The organism is Alsobacter ponti, assembly GCF_024294805.1.
Classification (GTDB): domain Bacteria; phylum Pseudomonadota; class Alphaproteobacteria; order Rhizobiales; family Beijerinckiaceae; genus Alsobacter; species Alsobacter ponti.
This window is the reverse complement of record NZ_JANCLU010000023.1, coordinates 1-18,935: the sequence shown is the minus strand read 5'-3', so window position 1 is coordinate 18,935 and position 18,935 is coordinate 1. Positions and strand designations below refer to the sequence as shown.

16 protein-coding genes are annotated in these 18,935 nt (G+C 69.8%); 9 read left to right on the top strand and 7 right to left on the bottom strand.

Features of this window, described 5'->3' with window-relative positions; all coding sequences use genetic code 11:
- Positions 1–4: 4 nt before the first annotated feature.
- The 5 genes from NK718_RS18720 to NK718_RS18700 all read right to left on the bottom strand — a co-directional run bounded on the left by NK718_RS18720 (position 5) and on the right by NK718_RS18700 (position 6,920).
- Positions 5–1,732: an ABC transporter ATP-binding protein gene (locus tag NK718_RS18720; protein ID WP_254745437.1), complete on the bottom strand. Its 1,728-nt coding sequence runs from the start codon at positions 1,730–1,732 to the stop codon at positions 5–7.
- A complete protein-coding gene (locus NK718_RS18715) occupies positions 1,729–2,868 on the bottom strand; it encodes an ABC transporter permease (RefSeq protein WP_254745436.1) in 1,140 nt (379 codons plus the stop codon). Before NK718_RS18715 ends, NK718_RS18720 begins: the two co-directional genes overlap by 4 nt.
- 4 nt (positions 2,869–2,872) lie before the next feature.
- A complete protein-coding gene (locus NK718_RS18710; RefSeq protein WP_254745435.1) occupies positions 2,873–3,859 on the bottom strand; it encodes an ABC transporter permease in 987 nt (328 codons plus the stop codon).
- A 112-nt stretch (positions 3,860–3,971) separates the two neighbouring features.
- Entirely contained in the window at positions 3,972–5,918 is a 1,947-nt protein-coding gene (locus tag NK718_RS18705) for an ABC transporter substrate-binding protein (RefSeq protein ID WP_254745434.1), read from the bottom strand.
- A 69-nt stretch (positions 5,919–5,987) separates the two neighbouring features.
- Entirely contained in the window at positions 5,988–6,920 is a 933-nt protein-coding gene (locus NK718_RS18700) for an aldose 1-epimerase (RefSeq protein ID WP_254745433.1), read from the bottom strand.
- A 243-nt stretch (positions 6,921–7,163) separates the two neighbouring features.
- Here NK718_RS18700 and NK718_RS18695 point away from each other — a divergent pair, with 243 nt between their 5' ends.
- The 4 genes from NK718_RS18695 to NK718_RS18680 are packed head-to-tail and all read left to right on the top strand — an operon-like array spanning position 7,164 to position 11,943.
- Positions 7,164–8,855 (top strand): IclR family transcriptional regulator domain-containing protein, encoded by a 1,692-nt coding sequence (locus tag NK718_RS18695; RefSeq protein ID WP_254745432.1) that lies wholly within the window; start codon positions 7,164–7,166, stop codon positions 8,853–8,855.
- Positions 8,856–8,884: 29 nt separating this feature from the next.
- Complete coding sequence (locus tag NK718_RS18690; RefSeq protein WP_254745430.1) at positions 8,885–9,685, top strand: NAD-dependent epimerase/dehydratase family protein; 801 nt, start codon at positions 8,885–8,887, stop codon at positions 9,683–9,685.
- Positions 9,686–9,719: 34 nt separating this feature from the next.
- The gene (locus NK718_RS18685; RefSeq protein ID WP_254745428.1) at positions 9,720–10,982 is read left to right on the top strand and encodes a glucarate dehydratase family protein; all 1,263 of its coding nucleotides are present in this window, start codon (positions 9,720–9,722) and stop codon (positions 10,980–10,982) included.
- 10 nt (positions 10,983–10,992) lie between these two features.
- Positions 10,993–11,943, top strand: coding sequence for an alpha/beta hydrolase fold domain-containing protein (locus NK718_RS18680; RefSeq protein WP_254745426.1), 951 nt, complete (start codon positions 10,993–10,995; stop codon positions 11,941–11,943).
- A 58-nt stretch (positions 11,944–12,001) separates the two neighbouring features.
- Here NK718_RS18680 and NK718_RS18675 read toward each other — a convergent pair whose 3' ends face one another.
- Positions 12,002–13,636, bottom strand: a complete 1,635-nt coding sequence (locus tag NK718_RS18675; RefSeq protein ID WP_371877325.1) for a phosphoenolpyruvate carboxykinase — start codon at positions 13,634–13,636, stop codon at positions 12,002–12,004.
- Between the two features lie 225 nt (positions 13,637–13,861).
- Complete coding sequence (locus NK718_RS18670; RefSeq protein ID WP_254745422.1) at positions 13,862–14,596, bottom strand: HugZ family pyridoxamine 5'-phosphate oxidase; 735 nt, start codon at positions 14,594–14,596, stop codon at positions 13,862–13,864.
- Positions 14,597–14,804: 208 nt separating this feature from the next.
- Between NK718_RS18670 and NK718_RS18665 the strand changes: the two genes are divergently transcribed.
- The 5 genes from NK718_RS18665 (at position 14,805) to NK718_RS18645 (ending at position 18,660) form a co-directional block, all read left to right on the top strand.
- A complete protein-coding gene (locus NK718_RS18665; protein WP_254745420.1) occupies positions 14,805–15,503 on the top strand; it encodes a response regulator transcription factor in 699 nt (232 codons plus the stop codon).
- A 26-nt stretch (positions 15,504–15,529) separates the two neighbouring features.
- On the top strand, positions 15,530–17,359 hold the full coding sequence (locus NK718_RS18660; protein WP_254745418.1) for a sensor histidine kinase: 1,830 nt from the start codon (positions 15,530–15,532) through the stop codon (positions 17,357–17,359).
- Positions 17,356–17,823 (top strand): HPr kinase/phosphorylase, encoded by a 468-nt coding sequence (locus tag NK718_RS18655; RefSeq protein ID WP_254745417.1) that lies wholly within the window; start codon positions 17,356–17,358, stop codon positions 17,821–17,823. The genes NK718_RS18660 and NK718_RS18655 overlap by 4 nt, the downstream gene beginning before the upstream one ends.
- A gap of 82 nt (positions 17,824–17,905) precedes the next feature.
- Positions 17,906–18,307 (top strand): PTS sugar transporter subunit IIA, encoded by a 402-nt coding sequence (locus NK718_RS18650; protein WP_254745416.1) that lies wholly within the window; start codon positions 17,906–17,908, stop codon positions 18,305–18,307.
- Positions 18,304–18,660 (top strand): HPr family phosphocarrier protein, encoded by a 357-nt coding sequence (locus NK718_RS18645; protein ID WP_254745415.1) that lies wholly within the window; start codon positions 18,304–18,306, stop codon positions 18,658–18,660. Before NK718_RS18650 ends, NK718_RS18645 begins: the two co-directional genes overlap by 4 nt.
- Positions 18,661–18,935: the final 275 nt, after the last annotated feature.

Sequence of the window (18,935 nt, the reverse complement as noted above, 5' to 3'; positions counted from 1 at the left end):
CGGTTCAGCCGGCGTAGCGGTGGCGTTTGTGCATGGTGCGGGCGCGCGGATCGGGCCGCGGGATCGCGGACAGCAGCGCCTGGGTGTAGGCGTGCGCCGGCGCGTCGCAGACCTGCTCGGTCGCGCCCGTCTCGACGACCCGGCCGCGATACATCACCGCCACGCGGTCGCACATGTAGCGGATGACGCCGATGTCGTGGCTGATGAAGACGTAGGACAGGCCGAGCTTGTCCTGCAGGTTCATCATCAGGTCGAGCATCTGCGAGCGAAGCGAGACATCGAGCGCGGAGGTCGCCTCGTCCGCCACGATGACGCGCGGATTGAGCGCGATGGCGCGCGCGATGCCGATGCGCTGCCGCTGGCCGCCGGAGAAGGCGTGCGGGTAGCGCTCGCGCCAGGCTGGCTCCAGCCCCACCTGCTTGAGCAGGTCGGCGACGCGCTCGTCCAGCTCCTTGCCGCTGGCGATGCCGTTGACGAGCAGCGGCTCGCCGACGATCTGCGCCACGGTCATGCGCGGGTTGAGCGACCCCACCGGGTCCTGAAAGATCATGCGAATCTCGCGGCGCACCTGCTTCAGCGTCGCCTTGTCGGCCTTGACGATGTCGACGACCTCGCCGTCGGCGCGTCGATAGTCGATCTCGCCTCCGTTGGGGTCGTAGACCCGCAGCAGGCAGCGGCCCATCGTCGTCTTGCCGGAGCCGGATTCTCCGACGATTCCAAGCGTCTCCCCCGGAAAGACCTTCAGCGACACGTCGTCGACGGCCTTCAGCGGCGCGCCGGGCTTGCCGAAGTGCATTTCCAGGTTGCGCACCTCGAGCACGGGCGGCGCGGCGTTGTCGCGCGGCGGACGCTTCAGGCGGATTTCGGCCTTCTGCTCCAGCTTCAGCACGGAGCCGATGAGCATCTTGGTGTAGTCGTTCTTCGGCGCGTGGAAGATCTGGTCCACCGGGCCGTATTCCATCACCTTGCCGTGGTACATCACGATCACGTCGTCGGCGATCTCGGCCACGACGCCCATGTCGTGGGTGATGAACATCACCGCCATCCCGTGCTGCTGCTGCAGGCGGCGGATCAGGTCGAGGATTTCGGCCTGCGTCGTCACGTCGAGCGCCGTGGTCGGCTCGTCGGCGATCAGCATGGAGGGGTTGCAGGCGAGCGACATGGCGATCATGACGCGCTGGCGCATGCCGCCCGAGAACTCGAACGTGTACCGGTCCACCGCCTTGTCGGGATTCGGGATCTCGACCTGCCGCAGCAGCTCGACGCAGCGCGCGCGGGCCTCTGCCTTGCTCATGTCAAGGTGGAGGCGCAGCGCCTCCATGATCTGGTCGCCGACGGTATGGACCGGCGACAGCGACGACATCGGCTCCTGGAAGATCATGGCGATCTCGGCGCCGCGCACGGCGCGGATCTCGCGGCCGCGCGGATTGAGCTTGGCGAGGTCGACCTTCGAGCCGTCGGGACGGTGCAGCACCATCGAGCCGGAGACGATGCGCCCCGGCGCGTCGACGATCTGCAGGATGGAGCGGGCGGTGACGCTCTTGCCGCTGCCGCTCTCGCCCACCACGCACAGGGTGCGTCCGCGTTCGACGTCGAAGGACACGCCGTCGACCGCCTTCACTACGCCGTTGCGGACCGGGAAATGGGTCGTCAGGTCGCGGACCTGGAGGACGACGGGGGATCGGGCAGCCCCGTCGTCGCGCGTCCGCGTCGTGGTTTCGAGAGCGCTCATTTGTTGTACGGATCGGCGGCGTCGCGCAATCCGTCTCCCAGGAAGTTGAGGGCGATGACCGCCAGCACCACGGCGGCGCCGGGGGCGAACAGCCAAGGGGCGGTGGCGATGGAGCGGATGTTCTGCGCCTCGCGCAGCAGCACGCCCCACGAGATGGTCGGCGGCTGGAGGCCGAGGCCGAGGAAGGACAGCGACGTCTCCGCCAGGATCATCGCCGGGATGGCGAGCGTCATCGAGGCGATGATGTGGCTGGCGAAGCTCGGCAGCATGTGGCGGAAGATGATGCGGCCCTCGGAGGCGCCGTCGAGGCGCGCCGCAGTGACGAACTCCTCGGTGCGGAGGCTGAGGAAGCGCCCTCGCACGACGCGGGCGAGCTGCGCCCAGCCGGTCAACGAGAGAATGACCGTGATCATGAAATAGTTGAGCACGGCCGGCCAGTCCTGCGGCAGCGCCGCGGCCAGCGCCAGCCAGATCGGGATGGTCGGAAGCGACAGCACGAACTCGATGACGCGCTGGATGACGAAGTCGACCCGGCCGCCGTAATAGCCCGAGATGCCGCCGAGCAGCACGCCGAGCGACAGCGACATCAGCACGCCGACGAGGCCCACCGACAGCGAGATCTGCGCGCCCTCCATGATGCGGCTGTAGACGCAACGCCCGAGCCGGTCCGCGCCGAAGAAGAACAGCGGCTGGTTCGGGTTCTCCGAGGCGAACAGGTGGGTCGACGCGGTGAACAGGCCGAGGACCTTGTACTCGAAGCCCTGGCCGAAGAGCTTGAGATAGACCTTCTTCGTGGTGTCGGGCGTGAAGATGGAGGCCAGCGTCTGCGGGTCGCGCTTCAGAACGTAGGGATGGATGTAGGGCCGGATCGACCAGCTGCCGTCCTCGGCGGTGTCGATCAGGTGCAGCGCCTGCGGCGGGTGGTAGGCCGCGCGGGCGTTCTGCTTGGCCGGGTCGTTGACCGCGAAGAAGCCCGGGACGACAGCGATGACGTACAGGATCACGGTGATCCACAGCCCGATCATCGCGGCGCGGTGGCGCTTGAACGCCCACCACATCAACTGCCATTGCGACGCGACGGCGAGCCGCTTCGGATCCGCGGCGACGGCGCCGCCGGCGATTGCTGCCTCGGACATGGGTCTACTCCAGGCGGATGCGCGGGTCGACCAGCGCGAGAAGGATGTCGCTGATCAGCGAGCCGATGAGCGTGAGCGTGCAGATCAGCAGCACGAACGCGCCCGCAAGGTACATGTCCTGGCTCATCAGCGATTGCAGCAGGAGCGGGCCGGCGGTCGGCAGGCTCAGCACGATGGCGACGATGATCGAGCCCGAGACGAGGTTGGGGAGCAGCCAGGCGATGGTCGAGATGAACGGGTTCAGCGCCAGCCGCATCGGATATTTCACGAGCAGCCTGAACTCGCTGAGGCCCTTGGCCCGCGCCGTGGTGACGTAGGGCTTGGACAGTTCGTCGAGCATGTTGGCGCGCATCACGCGGATCAGGCTGGCGGTGCCCGACACGGCCAGGATGATGACCGGAATCCACAGATGGTGCAGCAGGTCGAGCACCTTGTAGAAGCTCCACGGCGCCTGCACGTAGGCCTCCGAGAACAGGCCGCCGACCTCCTGGCCGAACTCGACGGCGGCGATGTACATCAGCACCAGCGCCAGAAGGAAGCTCGGGATGGCGAGGCCGAGGAAGGACAGGAAGGTGACGAGATAGTCGCCGATCGAATACTTCTTCACCGCCGAGAACACGCCGATCGGCAGGGCGATGCCCCACGTGGCGAGCAGGGTGGAGAAGGTGAGCACCAGGGTGAGCGCCATGCGCTCCCAGATCAGGTCGCTGACCGGCTGTTGCCACTCGAAGCTCAGGCCGAAATCGCCGCGCGTGACGATGTTGCCGAGCCACTTCGCGTACTGGACGATCATCGGCTGGTCGAGGCCGAAGCGGGAGCGCAGCTCCGCGGCGGTGTTCTGGTCGACCACCTCGTTCGACGCCGCCAGGGTGGCGATGTAGGTGGTGACATAGTCGCCCGGCGGAAGCTGGATCAGCACGAAGGAGAGGAAGCTCACGACGACCAGCGACGGGACCATCCAGACGAGCCGGGAGAGGATGAAACGGAGCATGGGTTGCGCCCTGGTGTCCGCGCCGGCGCGGGGGCGCCGGCACGAGGTATCGGGGAAGCGCTTCGGTCCGCCGCGACGGCGCGGGCGGGGCCGGAGCCCCGCCCGACAACGCTCAGCTGAAGAAGAACTGCTGCGGCAGCGCGGGGCCGGGGTTCGGCCAGGACCACGAGTTCGGATACTTCAGCGGCACGTTCTGGAGATTGTTGCGGCAGATGCCGAAGGCGTTGACCGCCAGGCACACGCCGATCGTCTCGAAAGCGTCGGCCGTGAGGTCGAACAGCTGCTTCATGATCTCGCCGCGCTTCTTCAGGTCGGCCGTGGCGCGCGCGTCGTCGAACAGCTTCATGCGCTGCTTCTGGCTCTCCGGCGGCTCCTGCCCGTCCTTGCCGCCCGAGACGTACCACAGGGTCCACGGGATGGCGTAGCGCGAGCCCTGCGGGTGCTGGGCGAAGAAGTCGCGCGGGTCGAGCATCGGGTCGAGCCCGCCCGGGCCCGGCCACACGGCGGCGTCATGGTCGTTGTTGTCGCCGCGCGTGTAGTACAGCGCGCGCTCGATCGTGTTGACCTTGACGTCGACGCCGATCTCGGCCCAGTGCCGCTTCACCAGCTCGAGCGTGTCGACCTCGTCGGGGTAGAGCGTCGGGATGACGTCGATGGCGAAGAACACCTTCTGCCCGTCCGGACGCAGGCGGAAGCCCTGCGCGTCCTTCTTGGAGTAGCCGATCTTGTCGAGCAGCGCGTTCGCCGCCTTCGGGTCGTGGCCGGTGAACTGGCGCGCCAGCTTCTCGTGATACCAGGGATGGCCCGGGCGCGGCCCGGTCTGGTACGGCTCGGACTGGCCGAGATAGACGATGTCGATAATCTCCTGGCGGTTGATGCCCATCGAGAGCGCCTGGCGGAACTCCTTGTTGGCGAACATCTCCCGCATCTTCGGATCCTTGTGCGTCATGTTCAGGTAGATCTGAACCTGCTGCGCGGAGGACGCGATAAGCTCGATGAGGCGGTAGCCGCCCTTCTGCATGTTCTGCGACAGGGTCGGCTTGTTCTGGAGCGTGTCGAGGTGACGCTCCTGGATGTCGAGCTTGCCGGAGATGGCGTCGAGCATGAGCGACTCGACGTCCTGCGAGATGTTGAAGGTGAGCCGGTCGATATAGGGGAGCTGGTTGCCCTGCTGGTCCACCTGCCAGAAATAGGGGTTGCGCTCCATGGTGACGCGGGTGGCGCCGCCCGTGTAGGGATCCTTAATGACCCACGGGTCGATCACCGGCTTCTCGGGATTGCCCCAGCGCTGGGGAATCTCGATGTCGCCGTTCTTGGCGCGGAACAGGTCGGCCCAGTTCGACAGGTTGGCCGCCTTCACCAGGTCGCCCACGTTGGGGTTGTACTTGGGATGGAACTGGCTGGCGTAGTGCTTGCAGAACAGCGTCGGGTACTGGCCGAGCGGCGTCGCCATCTGCTCGAGGAACAGGGCGTAGGGGCTGGCGAAGGTGAACTTCACCGTCACGTCGTCGATCTTCGTCACCGTGCACGGCTTGCCGGAGATGACGATGGCCGAGGGCGCGGACTTGTAGAGTTCGGTATTCTTTGCGCAGTCCTCGATGGAGAACACGACATCGTCGGCGGTGAAGGGCTTGCCGTCCGACCACTTCATCCCCTTGCGGAGATGGAAAGTGAACTCGGTGGACTCGGGGTTGACTTCCCACTTCTCCGCGACGTTGGGCAGCACTTCCGTGAAGGCGAGGTTCCAGCGCACGAGGCCCTGGTTGCCGACGAGGCGCAGGATGCCGTTGTGGTCGGCGGAGCCGCGCAGGCCGCGCCGCAGCGCGCCGCCGTACTTGCCGACCTTGTCGACGTTGACAACCATCGGGCTCGCCGGCAGCCGGTCGGCCAGCTTCGGCAGCTTGCCGTCGGCGGCGGCCTTGGCGAGGTCCGGCGCTTCCTTGGCCGCCGCCTGGGCCAGCGCCTCGCCGGCCAGTCCGACGACGGCCGCCGCGCCTGCAAAGCCCTTCAGCACGTCGCGGCGATCCAGCCCGCCGCGCGGTTTCATCTGGTCAGTCATTCGAAGTCCTCCCTTCCAAACTCGCCGGCCTGTGCTTCGCCGGCCGCCCGCTTCTCGCGGAGCCTGAGATCATGCTAGCCCAATCCTGACGACCGCGCCGATGGATTCCTGCGGTTTCAGGACGCGGGCGCCGGAGCCCTCGACCCCGCGCGCGGCGAGGTTGAAGGCGTCGGCGACGTGCGACACGGGCTCGAGGCAGACATAGGCTCCGCCCTCCGGCGCGTGGAAAATGAAATGGCCGAGCGGCGCGCCGGTCTCGATCACCACGGTCGAGCCGTCGCGGCGCGCCACCGAGGCGACGCCGCCGAACCCGTCGAAATAGTCGGTGACGGCGCGCGGGCCGTGCGGCGCGACATGACGCCCTTGCGCGGGGTCGAGCGCCCGCCGCTCGACGGCGCAGCCAGTCTCGTCGGCCTGCCATTGGCCTTGAGCCGAAAAGCGGACGGTGTCGCCGTGCGCGACGGCGAGGAAGGGATGCACGCCGAAGCCGACCGGCATCGCCCGGTCGGAGAGGTTGCGCACACGCATTTCGATGGTCAGGCCCGCGCCATCGAGCGCCAAATGCTGCTCCGCCTCGAACGCCCACTTCCACGCGTCGGGGACGTGGCGGTAGCGCATGGTCAGCGTCGCCGGGCCGTGCTCGACCACCGTCCAGGGGCGCTGGTGGGAGAAGCCGTGCATCGTGTGCGGGATGTCGGCCGACTGCGGCGGCAGCACGACGTCTTCGCCCTCGAACGGGAAGCGGGCGCCGCGAATGCGGTTCGACCACGGCGCGAGCGGGTAGCAGCCGGCCTTGGGCCACTGCTCCGGCACGAACGCCTGGTCATCGCGCATCGGCACGAGGACGTCGGTTCGCCCGCCCTTCGGCTCCTCGCGCCACAGCGCCGCAACGCGCCCGCCGTCCGCCGCCCGCACCTTGGCCCGCATCGGCCCGGCGGCGAGGGTCCGAACGCCCTCGCTCCCATCGGGCGCGGGCGTTTGGACGGCGAGGGAAGCTGCCATGACGTTTCCTGCCCTGCGGCCCGTGTCGGGCTCCGTTGGCTTTCCGGGACGGCCCGAAAAATTCTGGCGGGAGGCTATGATTCGTCGGACAACCTGTCAATGCGCGTTCTCAGGATATGCGACACCGAACTCTCTTTCGCAGATGCAGCATCGTTGTTTCTCAGATCCTGGGAATTTTTCGGTTGGCCTGGACGGAGAAGCGGGACTAAGTTGCAGCCGCGCCGCAGAGCGCGGGGGAGAACGATGCGCAAGGGCGGCGACACTGGCGAGCGGGAAGACGCGTCCGCGGCGGCGCCGGGGACCGGCCTCGTCGTCAAGGCGCTGAACCTGATCGACCTCATTGCCGGCGCGCCGGGCGAGTTGCGGGCGCAGTCGCTGGCGGACCATCTCGGCCTTCCGCGCAGCACGGTCTACCGCATCCTCAACACGCTGCAGCAGCGCGGCATGGTGCGGCTGGACCCGGGAAGCCAGGGCTATTTCCCCGGGTTCAAGTTCCTCGAATACGCCGAGGCGGTGTGGCCGCAGCCGGACCTGCCGCCACTGGCCATGACCGAGCTGCGCTGGCTGCGCGAGCTGAGCGGCGAAACGACCTATTTCTCGGTCGCGAGCGGGCTCGACATGGTGATCGTGCAGAAGGCCGAGGGGCACGCCCCGACGCGGCCCAGCGCGCCGCTCGGCAGCCGCCGGCCGCTGCATTGCACCGCCATGGGCAAGGCTCACCTCGCCGCCCTGCCGCACGGGGCCCGCGAGCAGTTGCTGGCGCGCATTCCCTACCCCAGGCTGACCGAGCGGACCGTGGCCGACGCCACGCAATTGCGCTCGCAGCTCGACGTGTTCCGGCTGCGCGGCTACGCCATCGACGACGAGGAGCTGAGCCCCGGCTTCCGTTGCGTCAGCGCCGCCGTGCCCGGAGAGGCCGACGAGGTTCTCGGCACGCTGTCCATCGCCGGCCCGTGCTTTCGCCTGTCCACCGAGCGCGCCCACCAGCTCGGCCCCGAGCTCGCGGCGGCTGCGCGCAGGCTGGGCGAGGCGGTGAGCCGGCGCGCCGGCCGCCGTCCGGCCAGGCCCGGCGCGCCCGTGGTGCCGCTGCTCACCGACGAGCATTCCTTCCAGGGCCGCGCCCCCGCCTGGGACGCCGCGAGCCGGTCGCTCGTCTGGGCGGACGCGCTGGCGCCTGCCGTGCTGCGGGCCAACGCCGCCGGGCCGCCGAAGCGCCTGTTCGGCTTCGCCGGCCCGCTGCGGGCGCTCGCGGCGCTCGGCGGGGAGGACGGCTGGTTCGCCGTCGCCGAGGGGGCGGACGGGGCCGAGGCGCTGCTGCTGGCGCGCGACGGCGAGGCCCGGCCCGGCGCGCCGGCGCTCTCTCGCGCCGACGCCCGCCGCGTCCGTGCCGCCCTGAGGGTTCCCGGCGGGCCGCTTTGGCTGGCGCTCGAGGAGACGCCGGACGAGCCGGCCGGCCTGTTCACCCTGGACGACGCCGGGCTGGAGCGCCGCCTCACTCTCGACGCGGCGCCCTCCGACATGGCGCTGGGCCCGGGCGGTCACGACCTTTTCGTCTGCCGCGAGGCGACCGGCGAGATCCACCGCTTCGTCCTCGACAGTCCCGGCGGGCCGCTCGGGCCGAGGCGGCTGCTGGTGCGGCTCGACCCCATCCATGGCCGCCCTTCGGCGCTCGCCGTTCAGGACGACGGCCATGTGTGGGTCGCGCTGCGCGACGGCTGGGGCGTGGCGCGGCTGGACCGCACCGGAACCGGCATGCGCCTTCTGCCGCTTCCGGTGCCGCGCCCGACCGGGCTCGCCTTCGGCGGGCCGGGGGGCGACGTGCTCTACGTGACCAGCGAGCGCATCGGCCTGACGCCGCAGCAACTGGCCGAGGCGCCCGACTCGGGCGGGGTGTTCGTGCTCGACCGCGGGCTGCGCGACGCGCTGCTCCGCTGACCATCAGATCGCATTCAGGAGACGTACCGATGAAGATCCTCATCACCGGCGGCGCGGGCCATGTGGGCCGCAAGCTGCGCGAGCAGTTCGCGGGGCAGTTCGAGACCATTCGCGTGTTCGACATGGTCGCCGCCACGGACCTGCGCTCCAACGAGGAGAGCGTCGTCGGCGACATCGCCAGCCTGGAGCAGGTGGAGCGGGCCATGCGCGGCATGGACGCCTGCATCCACCTCGCCGCCGAGGCGAACGAGACGAGCTGGGAGCGCATCCTGCCGGCTAACATCGTCGGCACCTGGAACGTCTACGAGGCGGCGTTCCGGCAGGGCGCGAAGCGCATCGTCTTCGGCTCGTCCAACCACGCGGTGGGCTTCTATCCGCGCACCCAGGTGATCGACCACACCGCGCTGGCGCGGCCGGACAGCCGCTACGGGCTGAGCAAGGCGTGGGGCGAGGATGTCGGCCAGCTCTACGCCGACAAGTACGGCGTGCGCAGCATGCACATCCGCATCGGCAACGCCGCCGACGTCCCCGGCAGCGCCCGCGCCCTCGCCATCTGGGTCAGCGCGCGCGACCTCGCCCAGCTCGTGCGCATCGGGCTGGAGCACCCCGAGATCCACAACACGATCGTCTACGGCGTGTCGCGCAACAAGGCGTGCTGGTACGACAACTCGGAAGCCTACCGCCTCGGCTACAAGCCGCTCGACAAGGCCGAGGACTACACCGACGAGGCGATGGCGGCGGAAGCCGGGCAGAAGCGCGATCCCATCGAGCAGCAGTTCCAGGGCGGCCCGTTCTGCGCCATCGAGTATGTCGGGCCGGCCAGGCCCTGACGCGAACGCAACGACAAGAGCCCGAGAGAGCGCCATGACCCGTATCGCCGCCGTCCGCGTGACTCCCATCGCGTTCCGCGATCCGCCGCTGCTCAATGTCCAGGGCGTCCATGAGCCCTGGGCGCTGCGCAGCATCATCGAGGTCGAGACGCAGGACGGCCGGGTCGGGCTGGGCGAGAGCTATGGCGACCTCGAGACGCTCGGCAATCTCGAGCGGGCCAGGGCCGGGCTCGTCGGCCTGTCGCCGTTCGACCTCAACGGCCTGACGCGCGTCGTCTACGAGGCGATGGGCACGCCGGACGTCGGCGCGCCCTATCCGCCGCAGGGCGACAAGGCGCGCGCCTCGGCGCTGGCGGCGTTCGAGGTCGCCTTCCTCGACCTCCAGGGGCAGGCGCTGGGCCTGCCGCTCTACGAGGTGCTTGGCGGCAAGGTGCGCGACCGGGTCGATTTCAGCGCCTATCTCTTCTACAAGTTCGGCCGCCACAAGGACGACCCAGGCTATCCCGCCGACGACTGGGGCGAGGCGCTGACGCACGACCAGATGGTCGCCCAGGCCCGCCGCATGGTGGACACCTACGGCTTCGGCTCGCTGAAGCTGAAGGCCGGCGTGTTCGAGCCCGACTTCGAGATCGAGACCCTGCGCGCCTTGCGTCGCGCCTTCCCGGACGCGCCGCTGCGCATCGACCCGAACGGCGGCTGGACGGTCGAGACGACGCGCCGTGTGCTGCCGCAACTGCTCGACGGCGGGCTGCTGGAATATCTCGAGGACCCCACCCGCACGCTCAAGGAAATGGGCGAGGTCGCCGCGTTCTGCCCCATTCCGCTCGCCACCAACATGGTCACCATCGCCTTCGGCCATATTCCCGAGACGGTGCGGCTCAATGCCGTGCAGGTGATCCTGACGGACCACCACTACTGGGGCGGGCTGCGGGCGACGCAGACGCTGGCCGCCATCGGCCGCACCTTCGGCCTCGGCATCTCGATGCACTCCAACTCGCACATGGGGATCAGCCTGGCGGCGATGACGCATGTCGGCGCGACCATCCCCAACCTCGCCTATGCCTGCGACACGCACTATCCGTGGCAGGAGGACGAGGTGATCGAAGGCGGCAAGCTGACCATCTCCGGCGGCTCGATGGCCCCGCCCGAGGGGCCTGGCCTCGGCGTGACGCTCGACCGCGATGCGCTGGCGCGCCTGCACCGCAATTACCTGGACTGCGGCATCCGCGTTCGCGACGATGCCGCCGAGATGCGCAAATACCGCCCCGACTGGTCCTCCCGCCTGCCGCGCTACTGAGAGCCACGCCATGCCGCTTCACCCCGATTCGGTCGCCCTTCTGGACCGCCTCGCCGCCTTCGGCCGGCAGCACGGCATTCCGCCGCGCCACGAGCAGAGCGTCGAGCAGCAGCGCCACTACAGCCGGCTCACCGCCCTGCTCCGGCAGCCGGCGCAGCCCGCCCCCCTCGCCTCGGTCGAGGACGTCGTCTTCGACACGCGCGGCGGGCCGAGGCGGGCGCGGGTCTACAGGCCGCGGGCGAGCGGCGTTCTGCCGACGCTCGTCTACGTGCATGGCGGCGGCTACGTGGTCGGCGGCATCGACGAGAGCGAGGCCGAGACGCGCCGCTTCGCCGCCGCGATCCCCGCCAATGTCGTGTCGCTCAGCTACCGGCTCGCCCCGGAGCATCCCTGGCCGGCCGCCGTCGACGACATCGAGGACGCGGTGTCCGCCATCGCCGCCGGCGCGGTCGAGGGCCTCACCCTGCCGCTGGCGCTGGCCGGCGTCAGCGCCGGCGCGGGGCTCGCGGCGGCTGCGACGCGTCGCTTCACGCTCGCCCCCGCCTCGCCGATCGACCTGCTGGTGCTGCTCAGCCCGTGGCTCGACATGACGATGACGAGCCCGTCGGGCTTCATCTACGCGCAGGGCCACCAGCTCGAGCGCCAGACGCTGATGACCTTCTGCGAGATGTACCTGCCGACCGGCGTCGCCGACGGTCACCCCGAGCTGTCGCCGGCCCGCCACCCGGTTCCGGAGGGCTGGCCGCGCACCCTGATCCTCGCCGCCGAGTGCGACCCGCTCGCCGACGACGCCGCGCTGTTCGCGCGCCGCCTCGCCGAGGCGGGCGTGCCGCACGAGTGCCGCTACGCGCCCGGCCTGCTGCACGGGTTCCACGGCTGGTTCGCGCAGGTCGCCGCGGTCGGAGAACATCTCGACTGGCTCGACGAGCGCATCCGCGCCTGGGCGGGACCGCCGGCCTGAGACGAAAAAGCCCCGGTCCGCGCGGACCGGGGCTCGCTTTGCAGTCGGGGCGCGACGCTTACTGCGCGGCCATCTGGTTGGCCGGGGCGGCGGCGCGGACATCGGCGTCCACGTGCGCCTCGAACTTCTCGAAATTGTCGCGGAACATGCCGACCAGGCGCTTCGCCGTCTCGGCGAAGTCCGCCTTCGACTGCCAGGTCTTGACCGGGTAGAGGATGTGCGGCTCGACGCCGGGGACCGAGGTCGGCACCGAGAACCCGAAATAGGGGTCGGTGCGGAAGTCAGCGCGGTTCAGCGAGCCGTCGAGCGCCGCCGTCAGCAGCCGGCGCGTCACGCGGATCGGCATGCGGCGGCCGACGCCGTGCTTGCCGCCCGTCCAGCCGGTGTTGACCAGCCAGCAATCGACGTCGTGGCGGGCGATCAGCTCGCGCAGCAGATTGCCGTAGACCGAGGGGTGGCGCGGCATGAACGGCGCGCCGAAGCAGGTGGAGAAGGTCGCCTGCGGCTCGGTGACGCCCTTCTCGGTGCCGGCCACCTTGGCGGTGTAGCCGGACAGGAAGTGGTACATGGCCTGCGCCGGCGTCAGCTTGGCGATCGGCGGCATGACGCCGAAGGCGTCGCAGGTGAGCATCACGATGTTCTTCGGCACGCCCGCCCGGCCGGACGCCGAGGCGTTGGGGATGAAATCGAGCGGGTAGGCGACGCGGGTGTTCTCGGTGCGCGAGGCGTCGTCGAAGTCGGGGACGCGGGTCTCGTCGTCGAGCACCACGTTCTCCATCACCGTGCCGAACCGCTCGGTGGTGGCGTAGATCTCGGGCTCGGCCTCGCGCGACAGCTTGATCGCCTTGGCGTAGCAGCCGCCCTCGAAATTGAACACGCCGCCCGGACCCCAGCCGTGCTCGTCGTCGCCGATGAGGGTGCGGTGCGGGTCGGCCGACAGCGTCGTCTTGCCGGTGCCGGACAGGCCGAAGAACACCGCGACGTCGCCCGCCGGGCCGGCGTTGGCGGAGCAGTGCATCGGCATCACCGCCTTCGCCGGCAGGGCGAAGTTGAGGTAGGTGAACACCGATTTTTTCATCTCGCCGGCGTAGCTGGTGCCGCCGATCAGCACGATCTTGCGGGTGAAGTCGCAGGCGATCACCGTCTGCGAGCGGCAGCCGTGGCGCGCCGGGTCGGCCTTGAACGAGGGCAGGTCGACAATGGTCATCTCCGGCACGAAGGAGGCGAGCTCCTCCCATTGCGGCCGGATCAGCAGGTTGCGGATGAACAGCGAGTGCCAGGCGTACTCGGTGAAGACGCGGGTGCGCACGCGGTAGAGCGGGTCGGCGCCGCCGTAGAGGTCCTGGGCGAACAGCTCCTTGCCGCGGGCGTGGGCGATGAAGTCCTCCAGCAGCAGGTCGAACTGCTCCCGGCTCATCGCGCCGTTATTGTCCCACCACACCGCGTCCCGGGTGGCCTCGTCGCGGACGATGAACTTGTCCTTGGGGGAGCGGCCGGTATGGGCGCCGGTCTCGGCCACGAGCGCGCCGCCGCGTGCCAGCACCGCCTCGCCGCGGGCCAGAGCTTCCTCGTAGAGCCGGGGCGCCTGCAGGTTCCAGTGAACCTTGGCGAGCCGGGTGAAGCCGAAGGCCTCCGCCCCGTGCGCGCCGTTGAAGGTGCCGAAATTCTCCACGATGCGTCTCCTTCGCGACATGCCCGCCGGCCCCTGCGCACCCCGCGCCGCCCGGCCAAAGCGCGGCGGACGCTAGACAAACCCGGGTGCGGGAGCAAGGGCGACTTTAGAGAAACGAAGCCCGTCTATTGAGGCTATCGACAAAGACGCGCGAAAGAACAAGACGTTCCATCGCAGACTTGGCCGTCGCCGGCGCACCGTTTCGCGCGCAACCGGGCGGAACAGATCGTTTCAATCGGTTTGAGCTCAGCCATGGCTCCGCGCCCGCTCCGCGAGAACCTGCAATGCTTCCCGCAATTCGGAGGCGTTGCGCACGCGCGAGGGGAAGACGAGCCGCGCCGTCTCGTCGCCGGCGGAGAGGTCGAAACCCTCCGGGTCGAGCCCGGTCATCCGCCACGGCCCGGGGGCGCGCCGCAGCAGCCGCGTCGCGTAGAGGTTCATGGTCTCGACGTGATCGGCGTTGACGTGAGCCAGCGCCTCCTCCTCCAGCTCGGCCAGCTTCCAGGCGCCCTCCATGCTTACCAGCAGGTCGGCGGGTTGCAGGTCGACGATGCGGCCGAAGCCGGCGACGAGGTGGGCCGACTGCGGGGCCAGGCGGTAGATGGAGAAATCGGAGAAGCCCGCGTACATCGCCGCCTCGGGGTGCCTGGCGAGAAAGCGGCGCCGGCTGCGCGGGTCGGCGTCCTGGTCCGCCCTCGCCGAGACGCTGACGCGCGGATGCACCAGCGGATCGCCGGCGCCGATCTCGGCGAACAGGATGGAGACGAGCGGGTCGACCTCGAGGTTGCGGGTGTGCACGGCCAGCCTCGACACCAGCAGCAGCGGCGTTCCGTCGACGTCGGTGGCGCAGGAGACCAGCGACGCGTAGGGGCCGCCGGTGCGCCGGTCGAGCGTGGCGAGCGTGGCGTGGCGCGCGACGCGCATCAGGCGGCGGGCCTCGGCGGCGGCGTCGAATGGGGCTTCGGCTGCTTCGGCGCTCATGCTCGCTCGTCCTTCCCGCGCGCGCGGCCGGGGCGATTCCCGGCCGAATGCGTGGCGCAAACCGCGCCGACACCTTACATTGTGACGAGACGTTGCCATTCAAGGCCGACGGGACGCCGCGCCACGCGTCACATTTCAGCCGCGCTTTGGCAACAGCGTTCGCGCCGCCCGCTTGACCTTGGCCGCACCGGCCCTCACGAGTGACCAGATGCCGACAATCGCCCTAGTGGATGACGACCGCAACATCCTCACCTCCGTCTCGATCGCGCTCGAGGCGGAGGGATACCGCGTCCAGACCTATAATGACGGCGCGTCGGCGCTGGACGGTCTGCGCCAGAACCCGCCGGACCTCGCCATCTTCGATATCAAGATGCCGCGCATGGACGGCATGGAGCTTCTGCGCCGCCTTCGGCAGAAATCCGACCTGCCGGTGATCTTCCTCACCTCGAAGGACGAGGAAATCGACGAGCTGTTCGGCCTCAAGATGGGCGCGGACGACTTCATCCGCAAACCGTTCTCGCAGCGCCTGCTGGTGGAGCGCGTCAAGGCCGTGCTGCGGCGCGCCAGCCCTCGCGAGGCCGCCGCCGCCAAGGAAGGCGACGCCAAGGTGCTGGAGCGGGGCCTGCTCAAGATGGACCCCGAGCGCCATACCTGCACCTGGAAGGGCGAGCCGGTGACGCTGACCGTCACCGAGTTCCTGATCCTGCAGGCGCTCGCCATCCGCCCCGGCGTCGTGAAGAGCCGCAATGCGTTGATGGACGCGGCCTATGACGATCAGGTCTATGTCGACGACCGCACCATCGACAGCCACATCAAGCGCCTGCGCAAGAAGTTCAAGGCGGTGGACGACGAGTTCGAGATGATCGAGACGCTGTACGGCGTCGGCTACAGGTTCAAGGAAGGCTGATCCGCCGGGGGCGGCGGCGCAATGCGATGACGGTGCATGCGGAACGGGGCGCGGCGACGCCCGTCGACTCCATCCCGGCCGGCCGCCCCGGCCAGGGACAGGCGGCGGATGCGCCCGCCGCCGGCCCGGCCGCTCCGCCCCGCCCGCGGCGGGACCGGCTCCGCCGGCTGGCCCGGCTCATCGGCCAGCGCGCGTCCTCCAGCCTCGTCCGCCGCATCGTCACGCTGAACCTGGCGGGGCTGATCGCCCTGCTGCTCGGTTTCCTCTATCTCAACCAGTTCCGCGAGGGGCTGATCGACGCCCGCGTGCAAAGCCTGCTGACGCAGGGCGAGATCATCGCCGGCGCGGTGGCGGCCTCCGCCACGGTCGACACCGACAGCATCACCATCGACCCCGACAAGCTGCTGCAGCTCCAGGCCGGCGAGAGCCTGGGCATGGGCGACGACAGCCAGCTGGAGTTCTCGATCAACCCCGAGCGGGTCGCGCCGCTGCTGCGCCGGCTGGTGACGCCGACCCGCACCCGCGCCCGCATCTACGACCGCGACGGCTTCCTGGTGGTCGACTCGCGCTCGCTCTACTCGCGGGGCGACATTCTGCGCTTCGACCTGCCGCCGCCGCAGCAGGACGAGCCCACCATCATCGAGCGGACCTGGAATCAGGTGCGCGGCCGCTTCGGCCGCCCGGCCCTGCCGCTCTCCGAGGAGATCAACGCCGCCAACGGGCGCAACCTGCCGGAGGTGACACGCGCGCTCGCCGGCTCCCCGGCCAGCGTGGTGCGCGTCAACGCCAACGGCGAGACCATCGTGTCGGTGGCGGTGCCGATCCAGCGCTTCCGCGCCGTGCGCGGCGCGCTGCTGCTCTCCACCCAGGGCGGCGATATCGACGGCATCATCGCCAGCGAGCGGCTCGCCATCCTGCGCGTTTTCCTCGTGGCCGCCGGGGTGATGATCGTGCTCTCGGTGCTGTTCGCCGGCACCATCGCCGGCCCCATCCGCCGCCTTTCGGCCGGCGCGGAGCGCGTGCGCCGCGGCGTCAGGGCGCGCGAGGAGATTCCCGACTTCACCGACCGCTCCGACGAGATCGGCCACCTCTCCGGCTCGCTGCGCGACATGACGGACGCGCTGTACGACCGCATCGAGGCGATCGAGAGCTTCGCGGCGGACGTGGCGCACGAGCTGAAGAACCCGCTCACCAGCCTGCGCAGCGCCGTCGAGACATTGCCGCTGGCGCGCACCGACGAGAGCCGGGCGCGGCTGATGGGCGTCATTCAGCACGACGTCAAGCGGCTCGACCGGCTGATCAGCGACATCTCGAACGCCTCGCGGCTCGACGCCGAGCTGGCGCGCGGCAACGCCGAGCCGGTCGACGTGGTGCGGCTGCTGCAGACCGTCACCTCCGCCGCCAACGAGGTGCGCCGCGACGACGCCGTCACCATCCGGCTCGCCGTCGCCGGCCACCCGATGGGGCGCGACGCCTATCTCGTCATGGGCCACGATTCGCGGCTGGGCCAGGTGATCGCCAATTTGGTCGAGAACGCCCGCAGCTTCTCGGCGCGGGGCGGCGAGGTGCGGGTGTCGCTCCAGCGCGTCGGCGGCGAGCTGGAGATCGTCGTCGACGACGACGGCCCGGGCATCCCGCCGCACGCGCTCGAGCGCATCTTCGAGCGCTTCTACACGGACCGGCCGGACCAGGGCTTCGGCCAGAACTCGGGCCTCGGCCTGTCGATCTCGCGCCAGATCGTCGAGGCGCACCATGGCCGCGTCTGGGCCGAGAACCGCGAGACGCGGGACGGCGCGGTGGCGGGGGCGCGCTTCGTGGTGCGCCTGCCGGCCGCCATGCCCGGGCCGGCGCGATGACCGCCTCGCGCGGCGGCTATGTCCACGCGAGCTGCGTGCTGCTCGGCGAAGCCGGCGTGCTGATCCGAGGGCCCTCGGGCGCCGGCAAGTCGACGCTGGCGCGCGAGCTGATCGAGGCCGGCGGACGCGCCGGCCGCTTCGCGCGTCTCGTCGGCGACGACCGGGTGTCGCTGGAGGCCGCGCACGGGCGGCTGCTGGCGCGCCCCCATCCCGCCCTCTCCGGCCGCATCGAGGTGCGCGGCGTCGGACTGCGCGAGCGGCCATGGGCGGGGGCGGCGGTGGTGCGGATCGTCGTCGATTGTGGGTTTCCCAGACTCGACAGGTTGCCCGAAGCGCATCAATTGTGGACGGATGTGATGGGGGTGAGGGTCCGGCGCGTCGTCGCCGGCCCCGGGCAGGCCGATCGCGTCCTCATGGCTCTCGAGGATGGCGACGCGCCGACCGGAACCGGCGAGGCGTCGTGAACGTTATGAGGGGTTGCACTTCTCATCGCATCGCACAAAATGAGAGCTTCGTGCGCCAGCGGCGCGCTGGAGATTGTTTCGAATGATCGGGATGGTGCTCGTGACCCACGGGCGACTTGCGATCGAGTTTCGCGCCGCGATGGAACACGTCGTCGGACCGCAGTCCCAGGTCGAGACGATCACGATCGGACCCGAGGACGACATGGATCAGCGGCGGCGCGACATCCTCGACGCCGTGACCCAGGTCGATTCGGGCGACGGCGTGGTGATCCTCACCGACATGTTCGGCGGCACGCCGTCCAACCTGGCGATCTCGGTGATGAGCGGGCCGAAGACCGAGGTCGTGGCGGGCATTAACCTGCCGATGCTGATCAAGCTGGCGAGCGTGCGCGGCGAGTGCGACCTCGAGAAGGCCGTGGTGCAGGCGCAGGACGCCGGCCGCAAATACATCAACGTCGCGAGCAGGGTGCTGGCCGGCAAATGAGCGAGCTCGATCCCCGCGCCGCCGGCTCGTCCGGCTGCGGCGACCCGGACTGCGACTGTCCGCCCGCCCAGGTCCCCGACGGGGCGATCGTGCGCGAACTTCCCATCGTCAACCGCAAGGGCCTGCACGCGCGCGCGACCGCCAAGTTCGTGCAGTGCGCCGAGTCCTTCGACGCCGCCATCCAGGTGACGCGCTGCGGCGAGACGGTGGGCGGCACCTCGATCATGGGCATCCTGACGCTGGGGGCCGGCATCGGCACCACCATCACCGTCGCCGCCACGGGGGCGCAGGCCCAGCAGGCCATCGACGCGCTGGCCGCCCTCGTCGCCAACCGCTTCGGCGAAGAGGAATAGAGGCCCGCTTCGCGGGCTTTTTCCTTAAATTCCACATCTCCAAGCGCCCAAAGGATCGGGCCTTGGCCCGCCCGTGCCCACGCACCTTTATCCCGCCATCCTTCCGGATGCGGGGCTTGGCTTGTTCTGCGTTGCCCGGAAGGGCGGCGCGGAACGGCGGGGGCCTCGTCCCGCCGGCGGATGCCGGAGGGTGAGGTATAGTACCGACGAGAGTTGACCCCCGCCGTTCCGCGCGCGGTGTTTGAGGCTTGCTCCGCTTGGTCCCAGGGGGCATG